Here is a 25,107-nt window from a genome sequence, read left to right as displayed (position 1 = left end):
TTACCAGATCGAAATGCGATCTTCCGGTGCCAGGTAGAGTGCATCGTCCGGGCCGACATTGAACGCGTCGTACCAGGCATCGAGGTGACGCACGGCGTTGTTGAGGCGGAATTCACCCGGCGGGTGATTGGCCGTCATCACGCGGTTGCGCAGAGATTCCTCGCGCTCCATGCCGCGCCAGACCTGGGCAAAGCCGAGGAAGAAGCGCTGGTCGCCGGTCAGGCCGTCGATCACCGGAGCTTCCTGACCATTGAGCGACAGGCGATAGGCGCGGTGCGCCATCTGCAGGCCGACGACATCTCCAAGGGTTTCACCCATCGACTGGCCAGCACGCAGGCAGACCGGGCCTTCGGGGCTGTCTACCGGGCAATAGGATTCGATGAATTCGCCCATGCGCTGGGTGAACTGCTCGAAACCTTCGCGGTCCGAATCCTGCCACCAGTTGCGCAGGGTGCCGGTGGCATCGAACTGCGAGCCCTGATCGTCGTAGCCATGGCCGATCTCATGACCGATCACCGCGCCGATTGCGCCGTAATTCACCGCCGGGTCGGCTTCCGCGTTGAAGAACGGCGGCTGCAGGATCGCGGCGGGGAAAACGATGCGGTTGGTCAGCGGCGAATAATAGGCGTTCACCGTCTGCGGCAGCATGCCCCATTCGCTGGGATCGACCTTGGTGCCAAGCTTCGAGCGGGCATCGGCAATCGCCCAGTTCGTGGCGTTGATACGGTTGGCCAGCGGATCGTCGGGCGTGATCTCGAGGCCGTCGTAGGTCTCGAACTCACCCGGATAGCCGATCATCGGCACGAAGCCTTCCAGCTTTGTGCGGGCCTCGGTCAGCGTGTCGGCGGTCATCCACTCGTTTTCATCGAGCGCAGAGGACATGGCGCGCTGCAGGTTTGCCACCAGCTCGTCCATGCGCGCCTTGCTCTCTGGCGGGAAGTACCGGTCGACGTAAAGCGCGCCAAGCTGCTCGCCCAGCGTGCCTTCCACTGCGCCGATGGCACGCTTCCAGCGTTCCTGCTGGGCTTCCTGGCCACCGATGGTGCGGCCGTAGAAGTCGAAGCGCGCGTCATCCAATTCACTGGAAAGCACGGCGGCGTTGTTCGACAGGAACTGCGCGGCCATGAACGCCTTGATCGTGGCCAGCGGGGTTTCGGTCATCAGTTGCATCATCGCCGGCAGGCCGCCGCCGATCATGGCCTGCTGCTCCGCCGTCAGGCCGAGCGCCTCGATTTCCTCTGCGCTGGGCGGGATCTGCGAGGCTAGGAAACGCGTCTGGTCGGAAAACTGACCTGCTTCCAGCAGGGCAGCGATGGGGAAATCACCCGCCATTGCGGTCAGTTCAGCAGGCGTCAGCTCGTTGTAGGTAAGCTGCGGCAAGCGGAACATCTGGCGCGCCCATTCCACCTCGGCGACGCTGCGTTCGAACGCATAGACCGATTCGGCCGCGGCGCGCGGATCCTGGTAGCCAGCTTGTCCCAGAAGGAAGGTGAGATAGTCCTTGTAGGCGGCGCGAATTTCCAGATTGCTCTCGGAATCGACGAGGTAGTAGTCGCGGTCGGGCAGACCCATGCCGCTGAAGCCAAGGCTGACCACATAGTCGGTAGGGTTGCGTGCATCGACGCCGACACCGGCCGAAACGAGACCGGGGTATCCTGCCTGCGGGAACAGCCGCGTCAGGCCTTCCAGATCGGATGCGGAATAGATTTCCTGCAGGAACGGCTGTGCCGGGGCAAGGCCGCTCGCATCGATCGCGTCCATGTTGTAATAGGCATTGTAGGCGTCGACGATGCGGCGCGCGGTCGTGCCCGGCGCAGGGTTGGAAGCGACGAGGTCGCTCACCAGCTTTTCAACGTCGTGGATGGACTGCTCGCGCAGCATGTCGAACGCGCCGTAGCGCTGGCGATCGGCGGGAATTTCGTTCGCGGTGGTCCACTTGGAATTGGTATAGGCGTTGAAGTCGTCACCCGGATCGATGCTGCTATCCAGCTGGGTGGTATCGACACCCCAGGTGCCGAAATCCATGGTGGGCGCTGCGCTGGAATCTTCTTCCTGCGCGATGGCGGGGGCGGCGACGGCAAGTCCGATGACGGACGCCGAAGTTACAAGTAACTTGCGGATCATGTGAATGGGCAATCCTCTTTGTGGGGGAAATCTGCTGCGACCGAATTCGTCCACACGGACAAGACGGTTTCTGTCGTTATGAATTCGATGTAATGTCGATTCCGCTCGACGCAAGACATGAACGGATCATCCGTTCCCTTGCGCTACAGTGGGTTAGGCTGTTTTGGCGAGCGCTGCCGGATCGTCGAACTGCAAGGCCGCGAGGCGGGCGTAAAGACCGCCCTGCGAGGTCAGGCTGGCGTGGTCGCCCTGTTCCACGATCCGGCCACCTTCCATCACCACGATCCTGTCGGCCGCGCGAACCGTGGCCAGGCGGTGAGCGATAACCAGCGTCGTGCGATCCTGCATCAGGTGATCGAGCGCGTCCTGCACCAGTCGCTCGCTTTCGGCGTCCAGTGCGCTGGTCGCCTCGTCCAGCAGCAGGATCGGTGCATCGCGCAGCAGCGCGCGGGCGATGGCCAGGCGCTGGCGCTGCCCGCCCGACAGGCGCGCTCCGCCTTCGCCAAGGAAGGTATCGAGCCCTTCGGGCAGGTCGCGCAGGAACTGTTCGGCATTGGCCGCACGCGCGGCTTCCCATATGGCTTCCTCGTCCGCCTCCCACGCACCGTAGCGCAGGTTGTCGCGCGCATCGGCGGCGAACAACACGCCTTCCTGCGGCACCAGCGCCATGCGGCGGCGTATCTCGGCGGGATCGGCCTGCGTCAGCGGAACGCCGTCCATCCGCACCGTGCCAGACTGTGGGTCGTAGAACCGCTCGGCAAGCTGGAAGATCGTGCTCTTGCCCGCGCCCGAGGGGCCGACGATGGCTACTGTCTCGCCCGGTTCGATGGTCAGCGAAAAGTCGCTGATCGCCTGTTCGCCCGGGCGGGTGGGATAGCTGAAGGTGACATTCTGGAACGACAGGCTACCGCGGGGCGGCTGCGGCAGGGCCTGCGGGCGGGCGGGCGCCTCGATGACCGGCTTTTCCTCCATCAGTTCGCTGAGGCGGCTGGCCGCGCCTGCGCCGCGCAACAGGTCTCCCAGCACTTCCGTCAAAGCGCCGAAGGATGATGCCGCAATCGCGCTGGCGAACACGAAGGCGCCGATGGTGCCGCCCGTGATCTCTCCGGTGGTCACCAGCACGGCACCGCGCCAGAGAAGGCCGGTAATCCCGCCGAACACCAGGGTGATGACCATCGCCGTCATCACGGCACGGATCATCACGCGCGTCTTGGCAACGGCAAAGGTGCGCTCCACCGAAAGGCCGAACCGCTCGCCCTCGCGCCGTTCCTGGTTGAAACCCTGCACGATCTTCATCGCGGAGAGCGTTTCGGTCACCATGCCGCCGACATCGGCCACCCGGTCCTGGCTCTCGCGGCTGACGTTGCGCAACCGCCTGCCGAAGACCGTGATCGGGATGATGACCGTGGGCAGGCCGACCAGCAGCCAGACGGCCAGTTGCGGGGCAAGCCAGAACAGGTAACCCGTTGCAAGGACAGCCATGATGATATTGCGCAGCGCGACAGAGACGGTGGTGCCCACCACCTGCTCGATGATCGCGGTGTCGGATACCATGCGGCTGCTGATTTCCTTGGGGCTGTTCTCCTCGAAGAACGAGGGCGAGAGGCGCAGCAGGTTGTCGTAGACCTTGCGCCGGATATCGGCGACGACCCGTTCCCCCAGCCAGCTGACGAAGTAGAAACGCATCGCGGTTGCCAGGCCCAGCACGCCCACCAGCACCAGCAGGTAGCGGAACCAGCGGCCGATCTCGCCATCGCCGGTAAAGCCTCGGTCGATGATCAGGCGCAGGGCGCTGGGCAGCGCGAGCGAGGTGATCGTGGCCGTTATCAGCAACGCGAGCCATGCCAACACCACCTGCAGAGGGTATTTCTTCGCCTCGCGGTAGATCATCACGAGCGGACTCAGGCTCTTGGCCTTTTCCGGAGGATTTGTGACTTCGGGGATCGCCATGGTGACCCGGGCACTAGCCGAAAGTCCTGCAGCTTTGAAGCAGACTTTCCACCGTGCCCGACATGGGTTGCAATAAACCACTTTTGTCGTACGCCGCATTGCACAATCGGGGCCAATGGCCCATGTTCGGTGGGTAACCGTGCGGGCCATGCGCCACATGCAGCCCGCCTCAACTCGTCCGCCAGGGACGATGCTTAGGGACGCGAGACTTGCTTTATTCCGCTTACGAAATGCAACGTGCGCTGCTGGGATCGGCCAGCAACTGGGCCAGCGTGGGCGCGCGCCTGCTCGACAATCCGGCGCTGCCGCTTGGCTACATGGGCATGGGTCCAGCCTTCGCTTCGGCGCTGAAAGTGTTCGCCCATCTCTACGAAGAGCGCGGCAAGCCCGATTTCGATATCCAGCCGGTGGAGAAGGATGGCAAGACCCACTACGTCAGCGAGACCGTGGTGATGGAAAAGCCGTTCGGCAACCTGCGCCGCTTCACCCGCGACGGCCTGCCCGAAGACGCGCCCAAGCTGCTGATCGTCGCCCCGATGAGCGGGCACTACGCCACGCTGCTGCGCGGCACGGTGCAGCGCATGGTGGAAAACCAGCAGGTGTGGATCACCGACTGGGCCGATGCCCGGCTGGTGCCGACAGAGGCCGGCCAGTTCGATCTCGACGATTACATCGATTACCTGATCGAGTTCCTGCAGTTCCTGGGTCCCGACACCCATATGCTGGCCGTATGCCAGCCGTCGGTTCCTGCTTTCGCCGCCGCCGCCATCATGGCGGAGGAGAAGGACGCCTGCCGCCCGGCCTCGCTCACCATGATGGGCGGGCCGATCGACACCCGCGCCAGCCCGACCAGCGTGAACGACCTCGCCATGGAAAAGCCGCTGAGCTGGTTCGAGAACAACGTGATCGCCACGGTGCCGCTGAACTATCCGGGCGCGGGCCGCCGCGTCTATCCCGGCTTCCTGCAGCTGGCAGGCTTCATCTCGATGAACCTGTCCGACCACATGATGAGCCACTACGAGATGTTCAAACACATGACCGTGGGCGACCAGGACAGCGCGGACCGGACCAAGGGTTTCTACGACGAATACCTGTCCGTCTGCGACATGACGGCAGAGTTCTACCTGCAGACCATCGAGCACGTGTTTCAGGAACACTCGCTGCCCAAGGGCGAATTCGTCCACCGCGGCAAGGCCATCAATCCCGATGCCATCCGCGACACCGCACTGCTGGCGATCGAGGGCGAGCACGACGATATCTCCGGCATCGGCCAGACTCGCGCCGCGCTGAAGCTGGCGGAACACCTGCCGGCGGCGAAGAAGAAGTACTTCATGGCGCCCGACGTGGGCCACTATGGCATCTTCAACGGCAGCAAGTGGCGCAATGGCATTGCCCCGGTCGTGGAAGAATGGATGCGCGCCCACCCAAGCGTGAAGGACTAGTTTGCCTTTCCCTCCGGCAACGGGCGGACGCGTTCCGGCATCCGGGCGTTGAGCCATTTCTGCGCTGGCTTCTCCAGCCAGCGGTAGAGCCCGCCCGACAGCGCCAACAGTACCAGCAGGTAGGCGGCGAACACCGCCGGGCCGATCTGTAGGCTCTCGTCCACCGCCACCAGTTTCAGTGCGATCAACAGCGGGAAATGCACGAGGTACGTCGCGTAGCTGGCATCGCCCAGCCACACCAGCGGGCGGACGGAGAGAGACCGTGCGACAGGCCCCCTGTCGAGCGCGAGCGCCAGCAGAATGGCAGCAAAGGCCATGGGCAGGAACAGCGTCTCCGGCCCGTCCAACAGCACCATGCAAGCCAGCACAAGCGCACCTGCCGCAGCGCAGGCCAGCGCCATGCCGCGGCGATCGCGCCACACCAGCCACAGGTTCGCCAGCGCCATGCCCATGCCGAACTGGATGACGCAGCGCGCCAGCCCCAGCCGGGGGATCTGGTCGCCCAGCCTCTCGGCACCGGCCAGCGTGAACATCCCGTGCAGCACAAGCGCGGCGACAACGACACCGGCAATCAGCGCCCAGGGCCGTATCGCTTCCCAGCGCACCGCCACCACGGCTAGCGGAAACATCATGTAGGCAGCCAGTTCCGTGCTGATCGACCACGCCGGATGGTTCCACGTGAGCGCCGAGGTCAGCCCCCAGTTCTGCACCAGCAGCAGGTGGAGCGGTAATTCTGCCAGCGGGTAGTTCGCCATGTCGCGCCCGGTCGCCAACAGCAGCAAGGCAAAGCAGACCATGGCCCCCAGCACGGCGGCATGCAGCGGCCAGATGCGGGCAAGGCGCCGCCACCAGAAGGCCGGCGCGCCCGCCGCCCCTTCGGCCCGCAGCCGCTCACCATAGTTGAGCCACATGACGAAGCCCGACAGCATGAAGAACACGTCTACCGCGAGATAGCCCTTTGCGGCCACGGCGATTCCCGCCTCGGGCATCCACCCGGCCAGCGAGAGCCGCGCGTGATAGAACACCACGAACCACGCGGCCACGCCGCGCAGACCGGTCAGCGCGGCAAGGTGCGGAATGCGCTCTCGCTGCGGCGGGATCGGCGGGGCGATCACGCGGGCTGGCCCTGCGTCCTGCCTTGCAACCATGGGCGCGGCTGCTGCTCCACGCCCGCCCAGTCGCGCTTCATCAGGCTGTAAAAGGCGATCTGCAGGCCCAGCAGCATGAACATGAAGGGCTGGTAGCCAACGCCCACGAATGCTGCCCCCACCAGATAGACGAACTGGCCGTTCTGCAGCGCGGTAGCCAGCGAATACCAGCGTTTGCCCTCTGCCTCGTCGCAATCCCTGTAACGACGGCGGATGCGCTGCATGTGCCACAGGCCAAGGCCCTGCAATGCCAGCCACATGGCGAAACCGGGATAACCCTGTTCGCCCAGCACCTCGAAATAGGCGGAATGGAAAGCGCGGCCCTCGTCCGTCACCTCTTCGTAAACCACGGCCTCCGTGTTTCCGAGATCGACGGTCTTGCGCATGTTGTAGGTAAAGCTGTTGCCAAGGAAGGAATCGAAGCCGCCGCCGAGCGGATTGTCCTTCACGTAGTCCAGCGTCCATCCCCACACCGCCACGCGGGTGGATGCGCTTTCGTCCGCCTTGTATTCGGTGATGGTGGACATGCGCTCGGTATAGCTGGCGGGCAGGAACGGCAGCGCCACCAGCAGGGCCACGCCCGCTATCCCCGCGTAGACGAAGCGGTATTTCACCGTGCGCATTACCAGTACGCCCAGCACGGCAATGCAGATGAGGCCCGTCCGGGTCTGCGTGCCGATGGGCACCAGCAGCGCGGCGAAGACCAGCGCACCGGCAAACAGCATGGCCGGCTTTCGCTCTGGAATAATCGTGCCGTGGCGCGCCACCCAGATGATCAGCGGGATCATCGCGACCGCGACGGTGGACAGGGTGGAGCCTTCGTAAAGCCCGGCATTATCCTGCACCAGCGAGACCAGCGTGCCGTAGCCGCCGCCCGACAGCACCGTCTTGATCCCTGCCGATATGATGATGCTTGCCGCCGACAGCACCATGATCAGGGCGGCAGCTTCCAGCCGCAGCTTGGTGCGCAAGGTCAGCGGCAGGAACGCGGCGAACACCAGGCTTTTCCAGACCCAGTCCCATTTCACCAGTGCTTCTGCGGGGAAATCCGCGTTCAGCGTGGTGATGCCGCACCATGCCAGCAGGGCAACGATCAGCCCCTGGCGCAGGGTAAAACGGCTCCCCTCCTTGGAATCCAGCAGGACGTATCCTGCAAATGCGGCCACGAAACACAGCAACGACAGGGAGATGCTGGTGATGATGCCGTAACCCACCTTCTGCGGGGCAACGATATCGACGTAGATATAAAGCAGCACCCACAGGAACGGGCGCCGGAATCCCATCGCCACGATAGCGGCGACGAAGGCCAGGAGGACGAGATCACGCATCGGCGCTGTCGTCCGCCTGTTTCAGCCACGGCTTTTCCGCTGGGCGGGATGCTCCCCCCTGCCTGTCCAGGTCGTCCCGGAACAGCAGGCGCCAGCAGGCGAGCAGGATCAGCCCGTGCGTCAGCGCGATGGAGAAATAGTCGATCACCGGTCAAAGCGTCCTTGCGGTTCGGGCTTTCGCTTTAGGGACAAGCTATTGACGCGCCGTTAAGCCTGTTCTGGCAGGAGGGGCGGCGATGACACGGATACTCCACGTTCTCGACCATTCGCTGCCGATGCACAGCGGCTACACCTTCCGCACCCGCGCCATCCTGCGCGCGCAGCAGGGAATGGGGATGGAAGTGCGCGGTATTACCGGGCAGCGCCATGTAGAAGCTGGCCCCGAGACAGAAGTCGTCGATGGCCTGACGTTCCATCGCACTCCCGGCAAGCCCGGCGGGCCAGCGGGCCTCCGCGAATGGCGAGAGATCGATGCGCTGGCCGATGCCATCGTCGCTCTGGCGCAGGAATGGCGCCCGGACGTGCTTCATGCCCATTCGCCCGCGCTCAATGGCCTTGCCGCGATCCGCGCCGGCCGCAAGCTGGACATTCCGGTGGTCTACGAGATCCGTGCCTTCTGGGAAGACGCCGCTGTTGGCAATCTGACCGGACGCGAGGGCTCTCTGAAATATCGCCTCACACGCCAGCTGGAAAACATGGCCGTGCGCGGGGCCGATGCGGTGATGACGATCTGCGAGGGGCTGAAGGCGGACCTCGTGTCACGCGGCTTCCCGGCGGACAAGATCGGCATCATGCCCAACGGCGTGGACCTGACGACTTTCGGCGAACCTGCGCCGCGCGACGAGGCACTGGCTACCGATCTTGGCATAGCGGAAGGCCCGGTAATCGGCTTCATTGGCAGCTTCTACGATTACGAGGGGCTGGACGACCTGATTGCCGCCATGCCGATGCTGCTCGACAGGCATCCCGGCGCGCACCTGTTGCTGGTGGGCGGCGGACCGATGGACGCATCGCTGCGCGCGCAAGCTGCCGCTTCACTTGCGGCAGACCGTATCCATTTTACCGGCCGCGTGCCGCACAGCGAAGTGGAGCGATACTACGCCCTCACCGACATCATGGCCTACCCGCGCAAGAAAAGCCGCCTGACCGATCTCGTCACCCCGCTGAAGCCATTGGAAGCCAATGCCCAGATGCAACTGGTGGCCGCCAGCGACGTGGGCGGGCACCGTGAACTGATGCGCGATGGCGAAACCGGCGTGCTGTTCGCGCCCGACGATCCTGCCGCCTGTGCTGCCGCGCTGGCCGACCTGGCAGACCGGCGCGAGGACTGGGACGCGATCCGCACCGCAGCGCGTGAACACGTTCGTAACAGGCATGACTGGGCTACCAATGCACAGCGTTATCAGGTCGTTTACCTTAGCCTGCTAGGCCAGCCCAACGATGGCCGTATCCCTGCTGCCGCCTGAGCTGCTGGCAAGAGGGAATCAATCGGCGCAGAAACAGGATTGGCACGTGGCTAGCAGCCCCATGCAAATGGACGATCTGGTTGAGGCTCCCCGTAGCAGGGGCAGCAAGCCGCCCATCACCGCGAACCCCGCGTTCCCCTGGATCGTGGCCCTCTGGTTTGCGTGCCTGCTGGGTATCGGCAGCCTGATCGTCCCCACCACCTTGCTGGAAAGCGTCAGCACGGCCAGCGGGCTGGCATCGATCCTGCCCATGGCCGCGCCGCCGCTGGGCATTACCGCCAAGGGGCTGATGGCACTGGTCGGCATTCTGGTCGGCGGCTGGCTGGGTCTGTTCATGGCCCGCAAGATCGCCGCGCCGCAGATGGCGCGCGTGAGCCATGGCAAGCCGCGCAAGCCGTTGAGCGCGGGTGAGGACCTCGACGATGCAGAGTTCGACGACGAAGACTCGCACGATGACCTGCCGACACCGGTAAAGGGCCGACGCCGCGCCCTGGCAATCGAACCGGAGGATGGGCCGAGCGACTTCCTCGACATCGCGTCCCTGCCGGGCATGCAAGGGCGTAGCGGCCACCTGCTGAAAGTCAGCAAGGAAATTGTCGAGGACGCGGTTTTCGAGCAACCCGAAGCCGAGGAACAGGACGTTTTGGTCAAAGCACCCATGGCGCAAGCAGACATCGCCGAGGACGAACCCTTCGAACTTGATGAAAGCGCCGCGCTGGACCAGCCAGAGAACGAAACGCCCGAACCGGCAGAGCGCCAGATGTTCGTGCCGACCCCCGTGCACCAGGCGCCCGTTGTCGCCGTAAACTATGCCGAACCGGTCGTCGCGTCGGCAACGGCGAAAGAGCCCCTGCCGTTCTCTCCGCCGTCGATGACGCGGACCGAGGGCGAAATTCATACTGACCACGGCGGAACCGATTGCGCCGACGCACCGACATTCGACCCGGACGAAAACGACGGGCCAGAGAGCGAGGATACAGTGTCCGAGAAGCAGATTTTCCATGGCTCCGACGCATCGGAATTCGACATGCCGGAATCCGAACCGTCATTTGAAACCGGCACCTTTGCCGAGGACGAGGATACGAGCGGCGAAGACCTCGGCGCAGATGACGCGCCTGTCGAGGAATCCAGCGACGAAGGGCTGGTGCAACTGGTCCAGCGGCTGGGCTCCACGCTTGAAAAGCACCGCGAATGGGTAGCGGAAACCGCAGCACGCAAGGCCGCAGCTCCCGAGCCGGAGGTAAGCGCCGATGCCGATTTCGATGCCGCGGACGTGCAAGAAAACGAGGCACACGGCATAGCCGAGAATACGGTTTCGGCGGCTGCCGGCACCGACACCCCGGTGCCCGACGAATTCGATCCCGCCGCGGCAGAGGACGTATCGCAGGCCATGGCCGCCTATTTCGGGGCATCGCCTGCTGCGATGGCGAGCGCCGATGCGGCTGGCATGAAGGAAGCGGACGATGAGGAACCGCGTCCGCGCTACGAATCGTTCCGCGGCACCATCGCGCACGTGGACTTCGACGACATCGATGATGGCGAAGACGACGACGACATCGCCGATCTTGCGGCATCCTTCACGCTGCCCTTGGCACAGCCCCCAGAGCCCGCGCCGACGCCGCGCCCGGCCTTCGACCGACCTCCGCCTGCTGCACTTGGGGCCGATGAGCCTCGCGAAGAACCCGATGCAGTTCCGGAAGCCGGCACCAACCCGTTCAAGCGCAACGCCGAAGAATTCGTGCGCGTGGAGGAGCCCGAACCGGAAGAAGGCGATGCCGAGCCGGCCGTGCTGTTCCCCAACCAGCAGGCCCACAAGCAGGCGGCGCCTGCCGCGCCGGGGCCCCGCACGTTCGATCCGCCCGTCGCCGACGGCAATGTCGCCGCCCATCGCACCGACCGTCCGCGCCCGTCCAACGACGACAACGACCGCGCACTGCGCGAAGCACTGATGAACCTCCAGCGCATGGGCAAATAGGTCGGCAGTACATCGCCCGCGAGAAAGCGTCGCTTTAGCACCGCGAAGCTCTTTTGCGGTGCACCAAAACTTGCAAAAAGTGCTTCCTGTCGCCATGAGGGCGGCTCGCGAAATTTTCGTGCCTACACGGGCTGTCGATTCGCGTTTCGTTACCGTTGAAACCGGTATCGGGGCGCGCAATCTCTTCGCCCGGGGTGTGCACGCGAAACAGGAAGCTGAAGATTGACCGACTATCCCGTCACCCAGGGTCTGTATGATTCCGTAAACGAGCACGACAACTGCGGCATGGGCTTCGTCGCCCATATCAAAGGCACGGCCTCGCACGATATCATTACCCAGGGCCTGGAGATTCTGGCCAATCTCGACCATCGCGGCGCCGTGGGTGCAGACCCGCTGCTGGGCGACGGCGCGGGCATCCTGATCCAGATCCCGGACAAGCTTTATCGCCGGTGGGCGGAGGGCGAAGGCCTGACCCTGCCCCCGGTCGGCGAATATGCGGTCGCCATGTGCTTCATGCCGCAGGAGGCAGAGGCGCGCGAATTCATCACCGGCCAGTTCGAGAAATTTATCGCCAAGGAAGGCCAGCGCCTGATCGGCTGGCGTGACGTGCCGACCACGGAAGATGGCCTGGGCAAGGCAGTGCTGGCGAGCATGCCGGTGATCCGCCAGTGCTTCATCGCCAGGGGCGAGAACTGCGCCGACCAGGACGCGTTCGAGCGCAAGCTGATCGTGATCCGCAAACAGACCCAGAACCCGCTCAAGGAACTGGCGAAGAAGCACGACATGCCGGGGCTGGAAAAGCTCTACATGCCGAGCTTCTCCAGCCGCACGGTCGTCTACAAGGGGCTGCTGCTGGCAAACCAGGTCGGCAGCTTCTACGACGACCTGCGCGACCCGGAGTGCGAGAGCGCACTGGGCCTCGTCCACCAGCGTTTCAGCACCAACACGTTCCCCAGCTGGCGCCTTGCCCAGCCCTTCCGCCTCGCCTGCCACAATGGCGAGATCAACACGGTGCGCGGCAACGTGAACTGGATGAATGCCCGCCGGCGGACGATGGAAAGCGAACTGCTGGGCGCCGACCTCGACAAGCTGTGGCCGATCGTGCCCCACGGCCAGTCCGACACGGCCTGCCTCGACAACGCGCTGGAACTGCTCCTGCTGGGTGGATACAGCCTTGCCCATGCGATGATGATACTGATCCCGGAAGCGTGGAACGGCAACGACCTGATGGATCCCAAGCGCCGCGCGTTCTACGAATACCACGCCGCGCTGATGGAACCCTGGGACGGCCCCGCCGCCGTCGCTTTCACCGATGGCCGCCAGATTGCCGCCACGCTGGACCGCAACGGCCTGCGCCCGGCGCGCTATTGCGTGACGAAGGGCGATCTCGTCTGCCTCGCATCAGAAAGCGGCGTGCTGCCGTTTGCCGAGGAAGACATCGTGCGCAAGTGGCGCTTGCAGCCGGGCCGCATGCTGCTGATCGACCTTGAGCAGGGTCGCATCATCGAGGACGAGGAACTGAAGGCCGAGCTGGCCAATGCCCACCCCTACGAGGAATGGCTGGAAGCCGCGCAGTACAAGCTGAAGGACCTCGAAGCGATCGAGACCGACGAGGATGCGGTGCAGGAGCACGAGGTGAGCCTGCTCGATCGCCAGCAGGCGTTCGGCTACACGCAGGAAGACATCGCCAAGTTCCTCGAGCCGATGGCCACCGCCGGGGATGATCCCATCGGCTCGATGGGGACCGACACGCCGATTGCTGTGCTGTCGAACAAGAGCCGCCTGCTCTACGACTATTTCAAGCAGAACTTCGCCCAGGTCACGAACCCGCCGATCGACCCGATCCGCGAGGAACTGGTGATGAGCCTGCTCACCATGGTCGGTCCGCGCCCGAACCTGCTGGGGCGCGACGCGGGCACGCACAAGCGCCTGGAAATCAGCCAGCCGATTCTCACCAACCGCGGCATGGAAAAAATCCGTTCGGTCGAATCCAGTCTGGACGGCGCATTCCGCACCGCCACCATCGACATCACCTGGGATGCCGAAGCCGGGGCCGATGGCCTGGAAATGGCGATCAAGGAAATGTGCTGGGCCGCGACGGAGGCCGTGCTGCAGGACAAGAACATCCTGATCCTGTCCGACCGCAAGCAGGGGCCGGATCGCATTCCCATGCCCGCACTGCTGGCAACCGCCGCCGTGCATCACCAGCTTACCCGCCAGGGGCTGCGCATGCAGACCGGCATCGTGGTGGAAACCGGCGAGGCGCGCGAGGTGCATCACTTCTGCGTGCTGGCAGGATACGGCGCGGAAGCCATCAACCCCTATCTCGCTTTCGAGACTCTGGAGGATATCAGGGCGCGCAAGTTCCCCGAGCTTTCGACGTTTGATGTCGAGAAGAATTACATCAAGGCGGTGGGCAAGGGCATCCGCAAGGTGATGTCGAAGATGGGCATCAGCACCTACCAGTCCTACTGCGGCGCGCAAATCTTCGACGCGGTGGGCCTGTCGACCGAGTTCGTGGAGAAGTTCTTCACCCGCACCGCGACCACCATCGAGGGTATCGGCCTTGCCGAAGTGGCGCAGGAAACCGTGCGCCGCCATGCTGCGGCCTATGGCGACAACCCGATCTATCGCTCCATGCTGGATGTGGGCGGTATCTACCAGTACCGCCTGCGCGGCGAGGAACACGCCTGGACGCCCACCAATATCGCCAAGCTCCAGCACGCGGTGCGCGGCGACAAGTGGGACGATTACCAGGAGTTCGCGAAGTCCATCAACGACCAGGCCGAGCGCCTGTTGACGATCCGCGGATTGATGGAACTGAAGAAGGCCGACGAGCCGATCGACATTTCCGAAGTCGAGCCGGCCGAGGAAATCGTCAAGCGCTTCAGCACGGGCGCGATGAGCTTCGGCTCCATCAGTCACGAGGCGCATTCCACGCTGGCCATCGCCATGAACCGCATCGGCGGGCGTTCGAACACCGGCGAAGGCGGGGAGGAGCCGGAGCGCTTCGTGCCGCTGCCCAACGGCGATTCCATGCGCAGCCGCATCAAGCAGGTTGCCAGTGGCCGGTTCGGCGTGACCACCGAATATCTCGCCAATTCCGACGACATCCAGATCAAGATGGCGCAGGGCGCGAAGCCCGGCGAAGGCGGTCAGCTGCCCGGCCACAAGGTGGACAAGCGCATCGGCGCGGTGCGCCACGCAACGCCTGGCGTAGGCCTGATCTCGCCGCCGCCGCACCACGACATCTACTCCATCGAGGATCTGGCCCAGCTGATCCATGACCTGAAGAACGTGCAGCCGTCTGCGCGCATTTCGGTAAAGCTCGTCTCCGAAGTGGGCGTGGGCACCGTGGCCGCGGGCGTATCGAAGGCGCGCGCCGACCATGTGACCATTTCCGGTTACGAAGGCGGCACGGGCGCATCACCGCTCACCAGCCTGACGCACGCGGGGTCCCCGTGGGAAATCGGCCTTGCCGAAACGCAGCAAACGCTGCTGCTGAATGACCTGCGCAGCCGCATTGCGGTGCAAGTGGACGGTGGCCTGCGCACCGGGCGCGACGTGGCGATCGGCGCATTGCTGGGCGCGGACGAGTTCGGCTTTGCCACCGCCCCGCTGATCGCTGCGGGCTGCATCATGATGCGCAAGTGCCACCTCAACACCTGTCCGGTGGGCGTGGCGACGCAGAACCCGGAACTGCGCAAGCGGTTCGTCGGGCAGCCGGAACACGTCATCAACTACTTCTTCTTCGTGGCCGAGGAACTGCGCGCCATCATGGCCGAAATGGGCTTCCGCACCGTGGAGGAAATGATCGGCCGGGTGGACAAGATCGACATGAACCGCGCCATCCGTCACTGGAAGGCCGACGGGGTGGACCTGTCGAAACTGCTGCACAAGGTGGAGCTGTCGCCAGACGTGCCCCTGTGGAACACCATGACGCAGGACCACGGACTCGAAGCGGCACTGGACAACACGCTGCTGGCCGACTGCAAGGATGCCATCGCCAGCGGCACTCCGGTGCAGCTGGAATACCCGATCCGCAACCTCAACCGTGCGGTGGGCACGATGCTGTCGGGCCGCGTGGCGGAAGCACATGGCCACAAGGGCCTGCCGGTCGACACGATCCGCATCAATTTCACCGGCACCGCAGGCCAGAGTTTTGCCGCCTGGCTGGCACACGGCGTCACGCTGGATCTGGTGGGCGACGCCAACGACTATGTCGGCAAGGGGCTGTCCGGTGGCCGCGTGATCGTGCGCGCACCCGAAGGCGTCTCGCGCGATCCCACCAGCAACATCATCGTCGGCAACACCTGCCTCTACGGCGCGATTTCGGGCGAGGCCTATGTCTGCGGCGTGGCGGGCGAGCGTTTCGCCGTGCGCAATTCGGGCGCGGTCGCGGTGGTCGAGGGTACCGGCGATCACGGGTGCGAATACATGACCGGCGGCGTTGTCGCCGTGCTGGGCCAGACAGGGCGCAACTTTGCTGCCGGCATGAGCGGGGGCGTTGCCTACGTCTACGATCCGGACGGCACTTTCGCCAGCCGCTGCAACATGGCGCAGGTGGACCTTGTAGGTATCGACGTTGCAGCCGACGATCCCGAAGGCACCGGTGTGCCGCAGCAGCGCCCCTCCACGGTCGATGACCTCGGCATGGGCGATCCGCTGTACCACGACGCCGCGCGACTGAAGATCCTGCTGGAACGGCACAAGCTGCACACGGGATCGATGCGCGCCAGCGACCTGCTGGCCGACTGGGACAACGCGGTAAAGGCCTTCGTGAAGGTCATGCCGAAGGACTATGCACGCGCTCTCAAGCAGCTTGAGGCAGAGCGCGAAGAAGCCGCCTCCGTCGCGGCCGAGTAAGGAACACAGAACATGGGCAAGGAAACCGGCTTCCTCGAGATCGACCGCAAGGATCGCACCTACGACGCGCCTGAAGAGCGGCTGAAGCACTACAAGGAATTCGTGATTCCGCACAGCGAGGAAGGCCTGAAGAACCAGGCCGCCCGCTGCATGAATTGCGGCATTCCCTACTGTCACAACGGCTGTCCGGTGAACAACATCATCCCGGACTGGAACCACCTCGTCTATGAGGGTGACTGGAAGAACGCGCTGGAGATCCTGCACTCCACCAACAACTTCCCCGAATTCACCGGCCGGGTGTGCCCCGCCCCGTGCGAGGCCAGCTGCACACTGAACATCACCGACGAGCCGGTGACCATCAAGTCCATCGAATGCGCAATCATCGATCGCGGCTGGAAGGAAGGCTGGGTCAAGCCGCAGGTGCCGGAGACAAAGACCGGCAAGAGCGTGGCCGTGGTCGGCTCCGGCCCGGCGGGCATGGCCTGTGCCCAGCAGCTGGCGCGCGCGGGCCATTCGGTCACCGTGTTCGAAAAGAACGACCGCGTTGGCGGCCTGCTGCGCTATGGCATCCCCGACTTCAAGATGGAGAAAAGCCAGATCAACCGCCGAGCGGTGCAGATGGAGGCAGAAGGCGTCACCTTCCGCACCAGCACCGAGGTGGGGGTCGATATCTCGATGAAGAGCCTGAAGGAAAACTTCGACGCGGTTGTACTGGCAGGCGGCGCGGAACATCCGCGCATGCTGGAAATCCCCGGCGCGGAACTGCCCGGCGTGCGCCTGGCGATGGAATTCCTCACCCAGCAGAACAAGCGCAACGCGGGCGATGACGAGAACCGCGCCGCCCCGCGCGGCACGCTGACCGCCACCGGCAAGAACGTGATCGTGATCGGCGGCGGCGACACCGGCTCCGACTGCGTGGGCACCAGCAACCGGCAGGGCGCCAAGAGCGTGACCCAGATCGAGATCATGCCGCAGCCTCCCGAGAAGGAAAACAAGCTGCTTACCTGGCCCGACTGGCCGATGAAGCTGCGCACCTCCAGCAGCCACGAAGAAGGCGTGGAGCGCGACTGGGCAGTCCTGACCAAGGAAGTGGTGGGCGAGGATGGCAAGGTCACCGGCCTGAAATGCGTGCGCGCCGACTGGTCCGAAGGGCAGCTGAAGGAAGTGCCCGACAGCGAGTTCACCATTCCGGCAGACCTGATCCTGCTGGCCATGGGTTTCCTTGGCCCGCGCAAGCAGGGCATGATCCAGCAGAGCGGCGTGACCCTGACCGATCGCGGCAATGTGGATGCCAACGTGAAGGACTATCGCACGACCGACCCGGCGATCTACGCCTGCGGCGACATGCGCCGTGGCCAGTCTCTGGTCGTCTGGGCCATCCGCGAAGGCCGCCAATGCGCCGCCAGCGTGGACGAGGCGCTGATGGGCAAGACCGAACTGCCGCGCTGATCGCAATTATCGCGAATAGAGGAAGGGCGTTTTTCGTAAGGGAAACGCCCTATCTATTTGCGTCGCGCCTTCACCAACGCGTAGCCCATGACCCCGGATACGCCCAGCGCAACAACAAGGCCGATGCCTGCGCCCCAGATCATGCCCTCGCGCCCAGCTAGCCAGCCGCCTATGACGAGGCCCAAGATAGGGAAGATCAAGAGCAGAAAGCATCCTAGGGCGGCCATGGCCATGCTCCTAGCAGACACAGGTGACCGCGCCAGCGGCACAGGCACCCAACTGTCACCTAACAGTCATAACGCTGCAATGTGTCTGGTCTTCAGTGCAAACAATGCCGGACTACCGATTCTGCCTTGAGCGTGGCAACATTCGCAGCCCCGCGATCGCTTTCGATCTACCCGATGTATGGGCGGTAAGCTTGGTGGCAAAGCAGGTGGCGCGCTCTCTCGCCGCCCGCGAACTCGGCACCGGGCACCTGCACTTGGAACAGGACATCATGGTGCTCGATGCCGAGGATGTTGAGGTCGCGCGTTACCCGCTGGTGGACTTCCTTTTAATCGAGCCTGTCCGAACCATCGGCTAACCCCGGCCTTGGCTTCGGTGGCGGAACGTTCCTTACGCGGATAAGCCGACCGTGATAAGAACGCCGCACGCGAAAAATACGACGCCATAGCCACGCTGCGCCCAGTCGATCCATCCCGGCATGGTACTTACGGTTTTTCCCGCACGACGCTGCAACCAGGCAGACATCAGAAGGGCAGCCGCCCAGGCCATGAGAGGTGCGAAGCCGGTCCAGTACCTTGCACTGGATTTGTGCACGAACGGCTGGATGAACGCGCACGTCGTCGCCGCCTTAAGCAAAATAGACTGCATCCGCAGCTTGTCGCCGTGCCGGAATGGCAGGATATTGGCGAGCAGTAGCGCCAGCAGGAAAGGCACATAGACAATCAGCGTGACCGCGCTGATCAGACCGATAAGCGGCTCGCGCAAATTTTCGGGAACGGAATACATTCGATCTTTGTAAGCGCGCAGTCGCTGCATCGGATCGAAAAGGAAACGGCCAAAATTTTCCCTAACTGATGCGAGGTATTCGCTCGTAGTCAGATCGGCCAGCGCATGGTCCAGCATCTTCGCCTGAATATCGAGCACATTCTCGCCCGTTTCCTCAGTGACTGCCTGAGAAAATTCCCATGCTGGCCAAATGTCCTGTCCCGGTTCACAAGGCCCAAAGCAAGACCGCTCAGGTCCGCCAAAACTGTTCGCCAATACGAGCGGAACATTGGTCGTGGTGGGAATTGGCTTTTCAAACTTTGCACTGATTGCAATGCTCCAAGGAAGTAGTAGCGCAATGAATAGTGCAATGCCGACGGCCAATCGCCCAAGGCTTCGTCCCGACGCCGGCAATTTGGTAAGCACGAGGACGAACAGGATCGCGTGAAGCCCGATGGCCAGGACAAGCACCGGCCCGCGAAAGTAGAGCGCGGCGATCAATGCCACCTCGAACAGCAGCAAAAGACGCCAGCCAACTGGCTCGCCTCGTACCACGTGCATGCCGATTTTACAGCAACCGACAAGGGACAGCATCGCGAGCAAACCGGACGGTATCTCAGGCCACCAGCCTGAAGCTGCAACATACCAGCCCAGAACCATACCAGGGAACAGCAACAGAGCGGCAGCATGTACTCGTCCCCATTCCAGCCACACCGCTTTGAGTAAAAGAGCGAGCAGCGCAAGATTGAAGATCAGGGGAAGAAGCCGCAGGACCCAGAACGGCGGTTCGTCGCTGAACAGGAATGCCGGGGCTCCGGCAATCCCCATTGCGGGCATGAACCACCCCGGTCCGATCACTGCATCAATCATGGCCGTGATCGATGACTGGCCAGTCAGCCCATTAGCGATGGACCTTGCCATATCCGTATAGGTGAACTCGTCGCCTAGCAAAGTCGTCGCGCGCATGGCGATCAAAGTCCCTGACGCAAGAGTAATTAAGACGCCAGACGCACCCAGTGCGAACACGCGTGACGAAAGGGGCCGGAACAACCTTTAGGCTCCCGACGCACAATTCACACAAGTCGCCATGCAAGGATCGCCGCGCGACCGGCCTGTCGAAACCTCCTCACCATAGGTTAAGCACCAGCCACCTCCACTCTCGCGCAGCCCACATGCGCAGACCTGATACGCGGGCGCTGCATAACACGCCGACGTTCTTCGGCTTGAGCCATTGGCTGCTGTTGCAATGAATCTATGCGCGGGAGGCAACCGACGCTATCTTGCTGCAGAGTAACAGGGGCACCGCCTTGATCGTTCAGACTGTGGACCCGATCCAATTCGGTAAGGCGCTCGATCATCGCAGCAAGAGCTTCGTCCTCATACATCCTGCGATCTTCCCATTTCCATCCGCTGCTGGCAAGGCCGGGTTGCGGGCAATATCAGAGCTGCCAGTCGATAGTCCCACGCCCGTGGGTATCGAGAAACGCGTTAGCCTTGGAGAAAGGTCGCGAGCCGAAGAACCCACGATAAGCGGAAAGAGGGCTGGGATGAGGGCTCTTCACTAACTGGTGACGCCCGGTATCGCGGAGCGCAGGTATGCGCGCGGCCTTGCCCTGCGCGTGGCTGCCCCACAGGATGAAGACCGTGGGCTCGGCGCGTTCGGCAACAGCGGCAACGCAGGCGTCGGTGATCGCTTCCCAGCCCTTCCCGGCGTGGCTGCCTGCCATCCCTTGTTGCACGGTCAGCGTGTTGTTGAGCAGCAGCACGCCCTGCTGCGCCCATTTCTCCAGCGATCCGTGATCGGGGCGGGGCAGGCCAAGATCGCTTTCCATTTCCTTGAAGATATTCTTCAACGACGGCGGCGGTGGCTCACCTTCCGGCACGGAAAAGCATAGACCATGCGCTTGGCCCGGCCCGTGGTAGGGGTCCTGCCCCAGGATTACCACGCGCACCGTATCGAGCGGGGTGAGCTCCAGCGCCCGCAGGCGGCAGCCATGCGGCGGATACACGCTCTTTCCGGAATTCTCTTCCGTATCCAGCCAGCGCCAAAGTTCGCGCGACTGGTCACTTGCGAAAACGGGGGCCAAGACGGGCGCCCAGCTAAGAGGTACAATATCGATCAAGGCTATGAAACTGTGACTTCACAGCCTTCATAGCAAGCGCAATGTCACCTGGCGTACAATCCAGACGTTGAGCCAAGCCCATGCGATTTCGTTTGGAAATTTTTCTTTTTCGATTGTGCACAAAGGTTTGCAGCGAGTTGCAAACTGCGCTGCAAACCTGAAGAGGTGCGTCGCAACCAAGGGGATCGTAGCGTGACATCTGCAAGCGATGACAATCGAAATGAGAATGTTAACCCGCCTGCCCGCACCAGACAGAGAAATAGGACCGCGCGGGGCATGGCGATAAGGGCTCAGAACGCCACGCGTCATGGTGCGCTTAGTACTCGCGTTGTCGGTTCGTTGGAGGATGAGGCTGCTTTTGACGACTTGCTTGAGGAGCTTGAGCGAGAGTTCGCCCCAATGACCACGACAGAGTATTCCCTGGTCCAACGCCTTGCCATTCTGTTTTGGCGCGAACGCCGATTGGCACGCGCGGAGGCGCAAAAACTGATGGAGCGCGAAAGCGAAATCAATCCTGGCGGCGGGCGAACGCCTTTTGGCATCGACTATCAATTACTCGTCGGGAGATATCAGACAATGTTAAGCAATCAGATAACAAAAACGATTGACCAATTAAGATTTTTGAGAGAAGAGCGCGAAGCGTGAATAGTAATTTTGGCTTTTTCTCTCGCCATCATAAATCTGGATGAGAGACATTACTTTGACCCTGTCGAAATACCGTATTGTGAATTGTCGTCAACCGGTATTGGCAATATCTCTGCGAGTTCCGGCCCCGGTCTGATCTCACGGCATTCGCCGCCCTCGACCGTTACGATACGGTCCGCTAATGCAAGACTGGCAGGCCGGTGGGTGATGAACAGTACCGTCCGCCCTACGAGAGCGTCGCGGCACGATTCCACGAAAGCCGCTTCGCCTTCGAGGTCCCACATCGACGTTGCCTCATCGAACACCAGCACGGGCGGATCGGCGATGATCGCCCGCGCCAGTGCGATGCGCTGGCGCTGTCCGCCAGAAAGACGGACACCGTTGTCTCCGATTACGGTCTCGAGCCCGTCCGGAAGGGCGGAGACGAAGGCACTCGCCTGTGCCAGCGACAAGGCCCGTTCGAAATCGGGCGCTTCGCTGCCGTGATAGCCAAAAGCGAGATTCTCGCGCACCGTGCCGTTGAACAGGAGTGCGCGCTGCGGTACATATCCCACCTGCCTGCGCAGACTGCGCACGTCGAGCGTGGTAATATCGCGCCCATCGAAAGTGATCCGTCCGCTCTCGAGGTCGTATAGCCGCAGCATCAGCTTGAGTAGGGTGGTCTTGCCGCAACCGTTCTCCCCGATCAGGGCCAACACCTCGCCCGGCGCGATGGTAAGGCTGGCATCGCGGATTGGTCCGTTGCGACCTGGATACGAGAAGCGCACGTTCTCGAATGCTATCGCCCCGCGCGGCTCGGTAATCATGCCGCTTTCTCCATAGCCCGACTCTTCCGGCAGCTGCAGGACCTGCTCCAGCCGGGTCAAGGTGCCCTTCGCGACCTGCCACTGGCCGTAGACACTGGATAACGAACCGATGGGACGGGTTAGCAATGCGGCGTAGAAGAGGAAGGCGAACAGTTCTGCAGGGTTTTCCTGCGCGCCCGAAAGCTGGGTGCCGGCGGCGGCAATAATGAAGATTGCGGCGCAGCCTGCAATTAACCCCGAAATGGGACCGATAGCCGCACTGGCATGCTGCGCGGCCAGCGCGCGTCTGCGCGATTCCTCGACCACCTCGGCGTAGCGCGCCGCCTGTTCCTGCTCGGTGGCGAAGGTCTTGGTCGCCATCAGCATCTGTAGATGGCTTTCCGCCACGGCATAGACCTCCGCCTCCGCCTCACGCGCGCGCATGGCAAGCTTGCGCAGGCGGAGCGAAAGCAGTTTCAGGGCCAGATAAAAGACGGGCACCAGTACCGGCACGACAAACGCCAGCATCGGATCGATAAGGAACAGCGCGATAGTTGCGCCGAGCGAAGTTGCTAGCATGGCCGGCACGTTGGCGAGCGTGGAGGTAAGGAAGCCGCTCAGGCGGCTCGCTTCATAAGTGGCCAGCGCAATCAGGTCACCCTGGCGGCTGTTGTCATGGAATTCCAGCGGCAGGTGCGAGAGATGATCGAACACCTCGCAGCGGAAATCGGCCAGAATTCGAGCGGAGGACGTAGCCGTCACCACGTTGGACGCGAGTGTAAATACCGTCGTCAGCAGCAATGCACCGACCAGCAGGGCAGCGATCACCCCGCCCTGCATGACAGAGCCGGTGATTGCATCGCCCAGCAGCATTCCGGCAAGCGCCGGAATGGCGAGCATGCTCACCGAGCTCAGCAGCGCGAGCACGCTGATTGCGAAAAGCTGACCACGGTAGCGCGCCGCCCGCTTGATGAGGTTTCGAAGGGTCATGGGCTGATGGCGGTGTGGCTGTGAAAGTGGCGCTGCGCAAGTACCCGCAGCCGACATCCTAAATCGGGTATCCGCCCTTCCCCAGCGTTGCTTATCGCTCTAAGGACAGCCGCCATGACTGTACATTTTCATGAAGAAGATCTGCCCGCCGGCGTTCTCGCCGATGGCCCCGTGGCCGTCGATACCGAAACCATGGGCCTTATCACGCCGCGCGACCGGCTTTGCGTTGTCCAGATCAGCGACGGGAACGGTGACGAGCACCTTGTTCGGTTTGCCAAGGGCAGCACCTACGACGCGCCCAATCTGAAGGCAGTCCTCGCCGATCCCAGCCGCGTGAAAATCTATCATTTCGCCCGGTTCGATCTCGCTGCCATCGCGTATTACCTGGGTGTGGTAGCCGCGCCGGTTTTCTGCACCAAGATCGCCAGCAAGATGACGCGCACCTATACCGATCGCCACGGGCTGAAAAACCTGATCGAGGAACTGCTGGGCGAGAGTATTTCCAAGCAGCAGCAGTCAAGCGACTGGGGCGCGCCTGAACTGAACGATGCGCAGCGCGAATATGCCGCTTCGGACGTGCGCTATCTCCACCGTCTTCGCGATATCCTGATCGAGCGTCTTGCGCGGGAAGACCGCCTTGAACTCGCGCAGGCGTGCTACGATTTCCTTCCTGCACGCGCCCGGCTCGATATCGCAGGCTGGGCGGACCAGGATATTTTCAGCCACGAGTAATGATCTCGGGCGTTAGAGCATGGCATGACCAGAGCCGCAGACAGGATGCGCAACAGGCGCCAGCAGTTCGCGACACCGGGAGGTTCGCTGGATCGGATCGTGCGCGTGCTGGCCGTGGGGCTTCCTGCCCTGGTGGGCGTGGTCGCGGCGATGATGCTGATTACCCCGCTGTCGCCGCGCGGGGAGATCAGCTTCCTGCTCGACCGCAACAAGGTCGCCATCGCGGACGACCGGCTCCGCGTCGACAACGCGATGTACCGCGGTCAGGACAACAGGGCGCGTCCGTTCAGCCTGGTCGCCGGCGAGGCGGTACAGCGCAGTAATTCCATACCACTTGTGGAGATGCAGGATATGACAGCGCGGCTCGCGCTGGCCGAAGGTCCGGCTGTCCTTACCGCCCCGCGCGGCGTCTATGATATCGACGATGAGCAGGTGCGCATTCCCGGCACGGTCCGGTTCGACGCTGCCGATGGTTACAATTTCATCGCTCGCAACGTGACGATCGACCTCCCCTCCCGCACCCTGACTGGCGATGGGCAGGTAAGCGGCGCGATCCCGGCCGGTGCCTTCTCGGCCGATGCCATGCGCGCGGACATGGAAGAGCGTACTTTCTCCCTCAACGGTAACGCCAGGTTGCGCATGGTGCCCGGCCGCTTGCGACTGCCCGAGGAAATGTGATGATGGAGCCTGACAGCATGAATACCGAAACCCCATCCTCGCGTCCTGCGCTTCGCCACCTTGTCGTGCGCGGCCTGGCTGGCGGTCTCATCGCCGGCGGGATCGCGGCGCTGTCGTTCGGTTCGGTTGCCGGGGCGCAGACGATTGCCGGTTTCAATTCAAACCAGCCGGTCAACTATGCTGCCGATCGCATCGAGTTGCAGGATCGGCAGAACCGGGTTGTCCTGTCTGGCGATGTCCAGATCCGGCAGGGCGACCTGCAACTGACCGCGGCGCGGACGACGGTAGCCTATAGCGATGCCGGCAGTCTGCGAATCCAGCGCATCGATGCGACTGGCGGTGTGACGGTTACGCGCGGCAATGAGCGCGCCAGCGGCAATGCCGCCGTCTACGATTTCAACCGGCGGGTCATCGTC

General features: G+C 63.1%; 19 protein-coding genes. 10 read left to right on the top strand and 9 right to left on the bottom strand.

Annotation, left to right across the window (positions count from 1 at the left end):
- Window positions 1–2,124, bottom strand: coding sequence for a M13 family metallopeptidase (locus D2V07_RS15230; protein ID WP_119587783.1), 2,124 nt, complete (start codon window positions 2,122–2,124; stop codon window positions 1–3).
- 153 nt (window positions 2,125–2,277) lie between these two features.
- The gene (locus tag D2V07_RS15225; protein ID WP_119587782.1) at window positions 2,278–4,074 is read right to left on the bottom strand and encodes an ABC transporter transmembrane domain-containing protein; all 1,797 of its coding nucleotides are present in this window, start codon (window positions 4,072–4,074) and stop codon (window positions 2,278–2,280) included.
- A 209-nt stretch (window positions 4,075–4,283) separates the two neighbouring features.
- On the opposite strand from D2V07_RS15225, the gene D2V07_RS15220 reads away from it, so the two are divergent.
- Window positions 4,284–5,516, top strand: coding sequence for a polyhydroxyalkanoate depolymerase (locus tag D2V07_RS15220; RefSeq protein ID WP_119587781.1), 1,233 nt, complete (start codon window positions 4,284–4,286; stop codon window positions 5,514–5,516).
- Here the strand turns inward: D2V07_RS15220 and D2V07_RS15215 are convergent.
- Genes D2V07_RS15215 through D2V07_RS18740 form a run of 3 tightly spaced genes read right to left on the bottom strand, consistent with a single transcriptional unit; the run spans window position 5,513 to window position 8,140 of the window.
- On the bottom strand, window positions 5,513–6,664 hold the full coding sequence (locus D2V07_RS15215) for an acyltransferase family protein (protein ID WP_233548455.1): 1,152 nt from the start codon (window positions 6,662–6,664) through the stop codon (window positions 5,513–5,515). The two genes, D2V07_RS15220 and D2V07_RS15215, sit on opposite strands and share 4 nt — an antisense overlap.
- The gene (locus tag D2V07_RS15210; RefSeq protein ID WP_119587780.1) at window positions 6,628–7,992 is read right to left on the bottom strand and encodes a putative O-glycosylation ligase, exosortase A system-associated; all 1,365 of its coding nucleotides are present in this window, start codon (window positions 7,990–7,992) and stop codon (window positions 6,628–6,630) included. The genes D2V07_RS15215 and D2V07_RS15210 overlap by 37 nt, the downstream gene beginning before the upstream one ends.
- Window positions 7,985–8,140 (bottom strand): hypothetical protein, encoded by a 156-nt coding sequence (locus tag D2V07_RS18740; RefSeq protein WP_199698811.1) that lies wholly within the window; start codon window positions 8,138–8,140, stop codon window positions 7,985–7,987. The genes D2V07_RS15210 and D2V07_RS18740 overlap by 8 nt, the downstream gene beginning before the upstream one ends.
- A gap of 88 nt (window positions 8,141–8,228) precedes the next feature.
- Between D2V07_RS18740 and D2V07_RS15205 the strand changes: the two genes are divergently transcribed.
- From D2V07_RS15205 to D2V07_RS15190, 4 genes are all read left to right on the top strand, one after another.
- A complete protein-coding gene (locus tag D2V07_RS15205) occupies window positions 8,229–9,458 on the top strand; it encodes a TIGR04063 family PEP-CTERM/XrtA system glycosyltransferase (RefSeq protein WP_119587779.1) in 1,230 nt (409 codons plus the stop codon).
- Between the two features lie 46 nt (window positions 9,459–9,504).
- Window positions 9,505–11,433 carry an ABC transporter permease gene (locus D2V07_RS15200; RefSeq protein ID WP_147367039.1) on the top strand — a complete coding sequence of 643 codons (1,929 nt, stop codon included), beginning with the start codon at window positions 9,505–9,507 and terminating at the stop codon, window positions 11,431–11,433.
- Window positions 11,434–11,655: 222 nt separating this feature from the next.
- Complete coding sequence (gene gltB, locus D2V07_RS15195) at window positions 11,656–16,299, top strand: glutamate synthase large subunit (protein ID WP_119587777.1); 4,644 nt, start codon at window positions 11,656–11,658, stop codon at window positions 16,297–16,299.
- Window positions 16,300–16,311: 12 nt separating this feature from the next.
- On the top strand, window positions 16,312–17,748 hold the full coding sequence (locus D2V07_RS15190; RefSeq protein ID WP_119587776.1) for a glutamate synthase subunit beta: 1,437 nt from the start codon (window positions 16,312–16,314) through the stop codon (window positions 17,746–17,748).
- Window positions 17,749–17,801: 53 nt separating this feature from the next.
- Here the strand turns inward: D2V07_RS15190 and D2V07_RS18735 are convergent, their stop codons facing one another.
- Window positions 17,802–17,981 carry a hypothetical protein gene (locus D2V07_RS18735; RefSeq protein ID WP_233548454.1) on the bottom strand — a complete coding sequence of 60 codons (180 nt, stop codon included), beginning with the start codon at window positions 17,979–17,981 and terminating at the stop codon, window positions 17,802–17,804.
- A 98-nt stretch (window positions 17,982–18,079) separates the two neighbouring features.
- Between D2V07_RS18735 and D2V07_RS15185 the strand changes: the two genes are divergently transcribed.
- Window positions 18,080–18,331 carry a hypothetical protein gene (locus tag D2V07_RS15185; protein ID WP_119587775.1) on the top strand — a complete coding sequence of 84 codons (252 nt, stop codon included), beginning with the start codon at window positions 18,080–18,082 and terminating at the stop codon, window positions 18,329–18,331.
- 32 nt (window positions 18,332–18,363) lie between these two features.
- Here D2V07_RS15185 and D2V07_RS15180 read toward each other — a convergent pair whose 3' ends face one another.
- A complete protein-coding gene (locus D2V07_RS15180; RefSeq protein ID WP_147367037.1) occupies window positions 18,364–19,704 on the bottom strand; it encodes a hypothetical protein in 1,341 nt (446 codons plus the stop codon).
- A 473-nt stretch (window positions 19,705–20,177) separates the two neighbouring features.
- Window positions 20,178–20,861 (bottom strand): uracil-DNA glycosylase, encoded by a 684-nt coding sequence (ung, locus tag D2V07_RS15170; protein WP_119587772.1) that lies wholly within the window; start codon window positions 20,859–20,861, stop codon window positions 20,178–20,180.
- Window positions 20,862–21,053: 192 nt separating this feature from the next.
- Here ung and D2V07_RS15165 point away from each other — a divergent pair, with 192 nt between their 5' ends.
- The gene (locus D2V07_RS15165) at window positions 21,054–21,506 is read left to right on the top strand and encodes a hypothetical protein (protein WP_147367035.1); all 453 of its coding nucleotides are present in this window, start codon (window positions 21,054–21,056) and stop codon (window positions 21,504–21,506) included.
- Between the two features lie 50 nt (window positions 21,507–21,556).
- Here the strand turns inward: D2V07_RS15165 and D2V07_RS15160 are convergent, their stop codons facing one another.
- A complete protein-coding gene (locus tag D2V07_RS15160) occupies window positions 21,557–23,281 on the bottom strand; it encodes an ABC transporter ATP-binding protein (protein ID WP_119587770.1) in 1,725 nt (574 codons plus the stop codon).
- 114 nt (window positions 23,282–23,395) lie between these two features.
- Between D2V07_RS15160 and D2V07_RS15155 the strand changes: the two genes are divergently transcribed.
- The 3 genes from D2V07_RS15155 to D2V07_RS15145 all read left to right on the top strand — a co-directional run.
- Window positions 23,396–24,013 carry a ribonuclease D gene (locus tag D2V07_RS15155; protein ID WP_119587769.1) on the top strand — a complete coding sequence of 206 codons (618 nt, stop codon included), beginning with the start codon at window positions 23,396–23,398 and terminating at the stop codon, window positions 24,011–24,013.
- A gap of 24 nt (window positions 24,014–24,037) precedes the next feature.
- Window positions 24,038–24,691 (top strand): LPS export ABC transporter periplasmic protein LptC, encoded by a 654-nt coding sequence (locus D2V07_RS15150; protein WP_119587768.1) that lies wholly within the window; start codon window positions 24,038–24,040, stop codon window positions 24,689–24,691.
- On the top strand, window positions 24,691–25,107 hold a 417-nt coding region (locus tag D2V07_RS15145; RefSeq protein ID WP_325049030.1), incomplete at its 3' end, for an LptA/OstA family protein. The genes D2V07_RS15150 and D2V07_RS15145, both read left to right, overlap by 1 nt.

It is taken from the genome of Aurantiacibacter zhengii (assembly GCF_003584125.1).
Taxonomy (GTDB): Bacteria; Pseudomonadota; Alphaproteobacteria; order Sphingomonadales; family Sphingomonadaceae; genus Alteraurantiacibacter; species Alteraurantiacibacter zhengii.
Note: the sequence above shows the minus strand (reverse complement) of the source record. Positions and strands in the feature narration are given on the sequence as shown.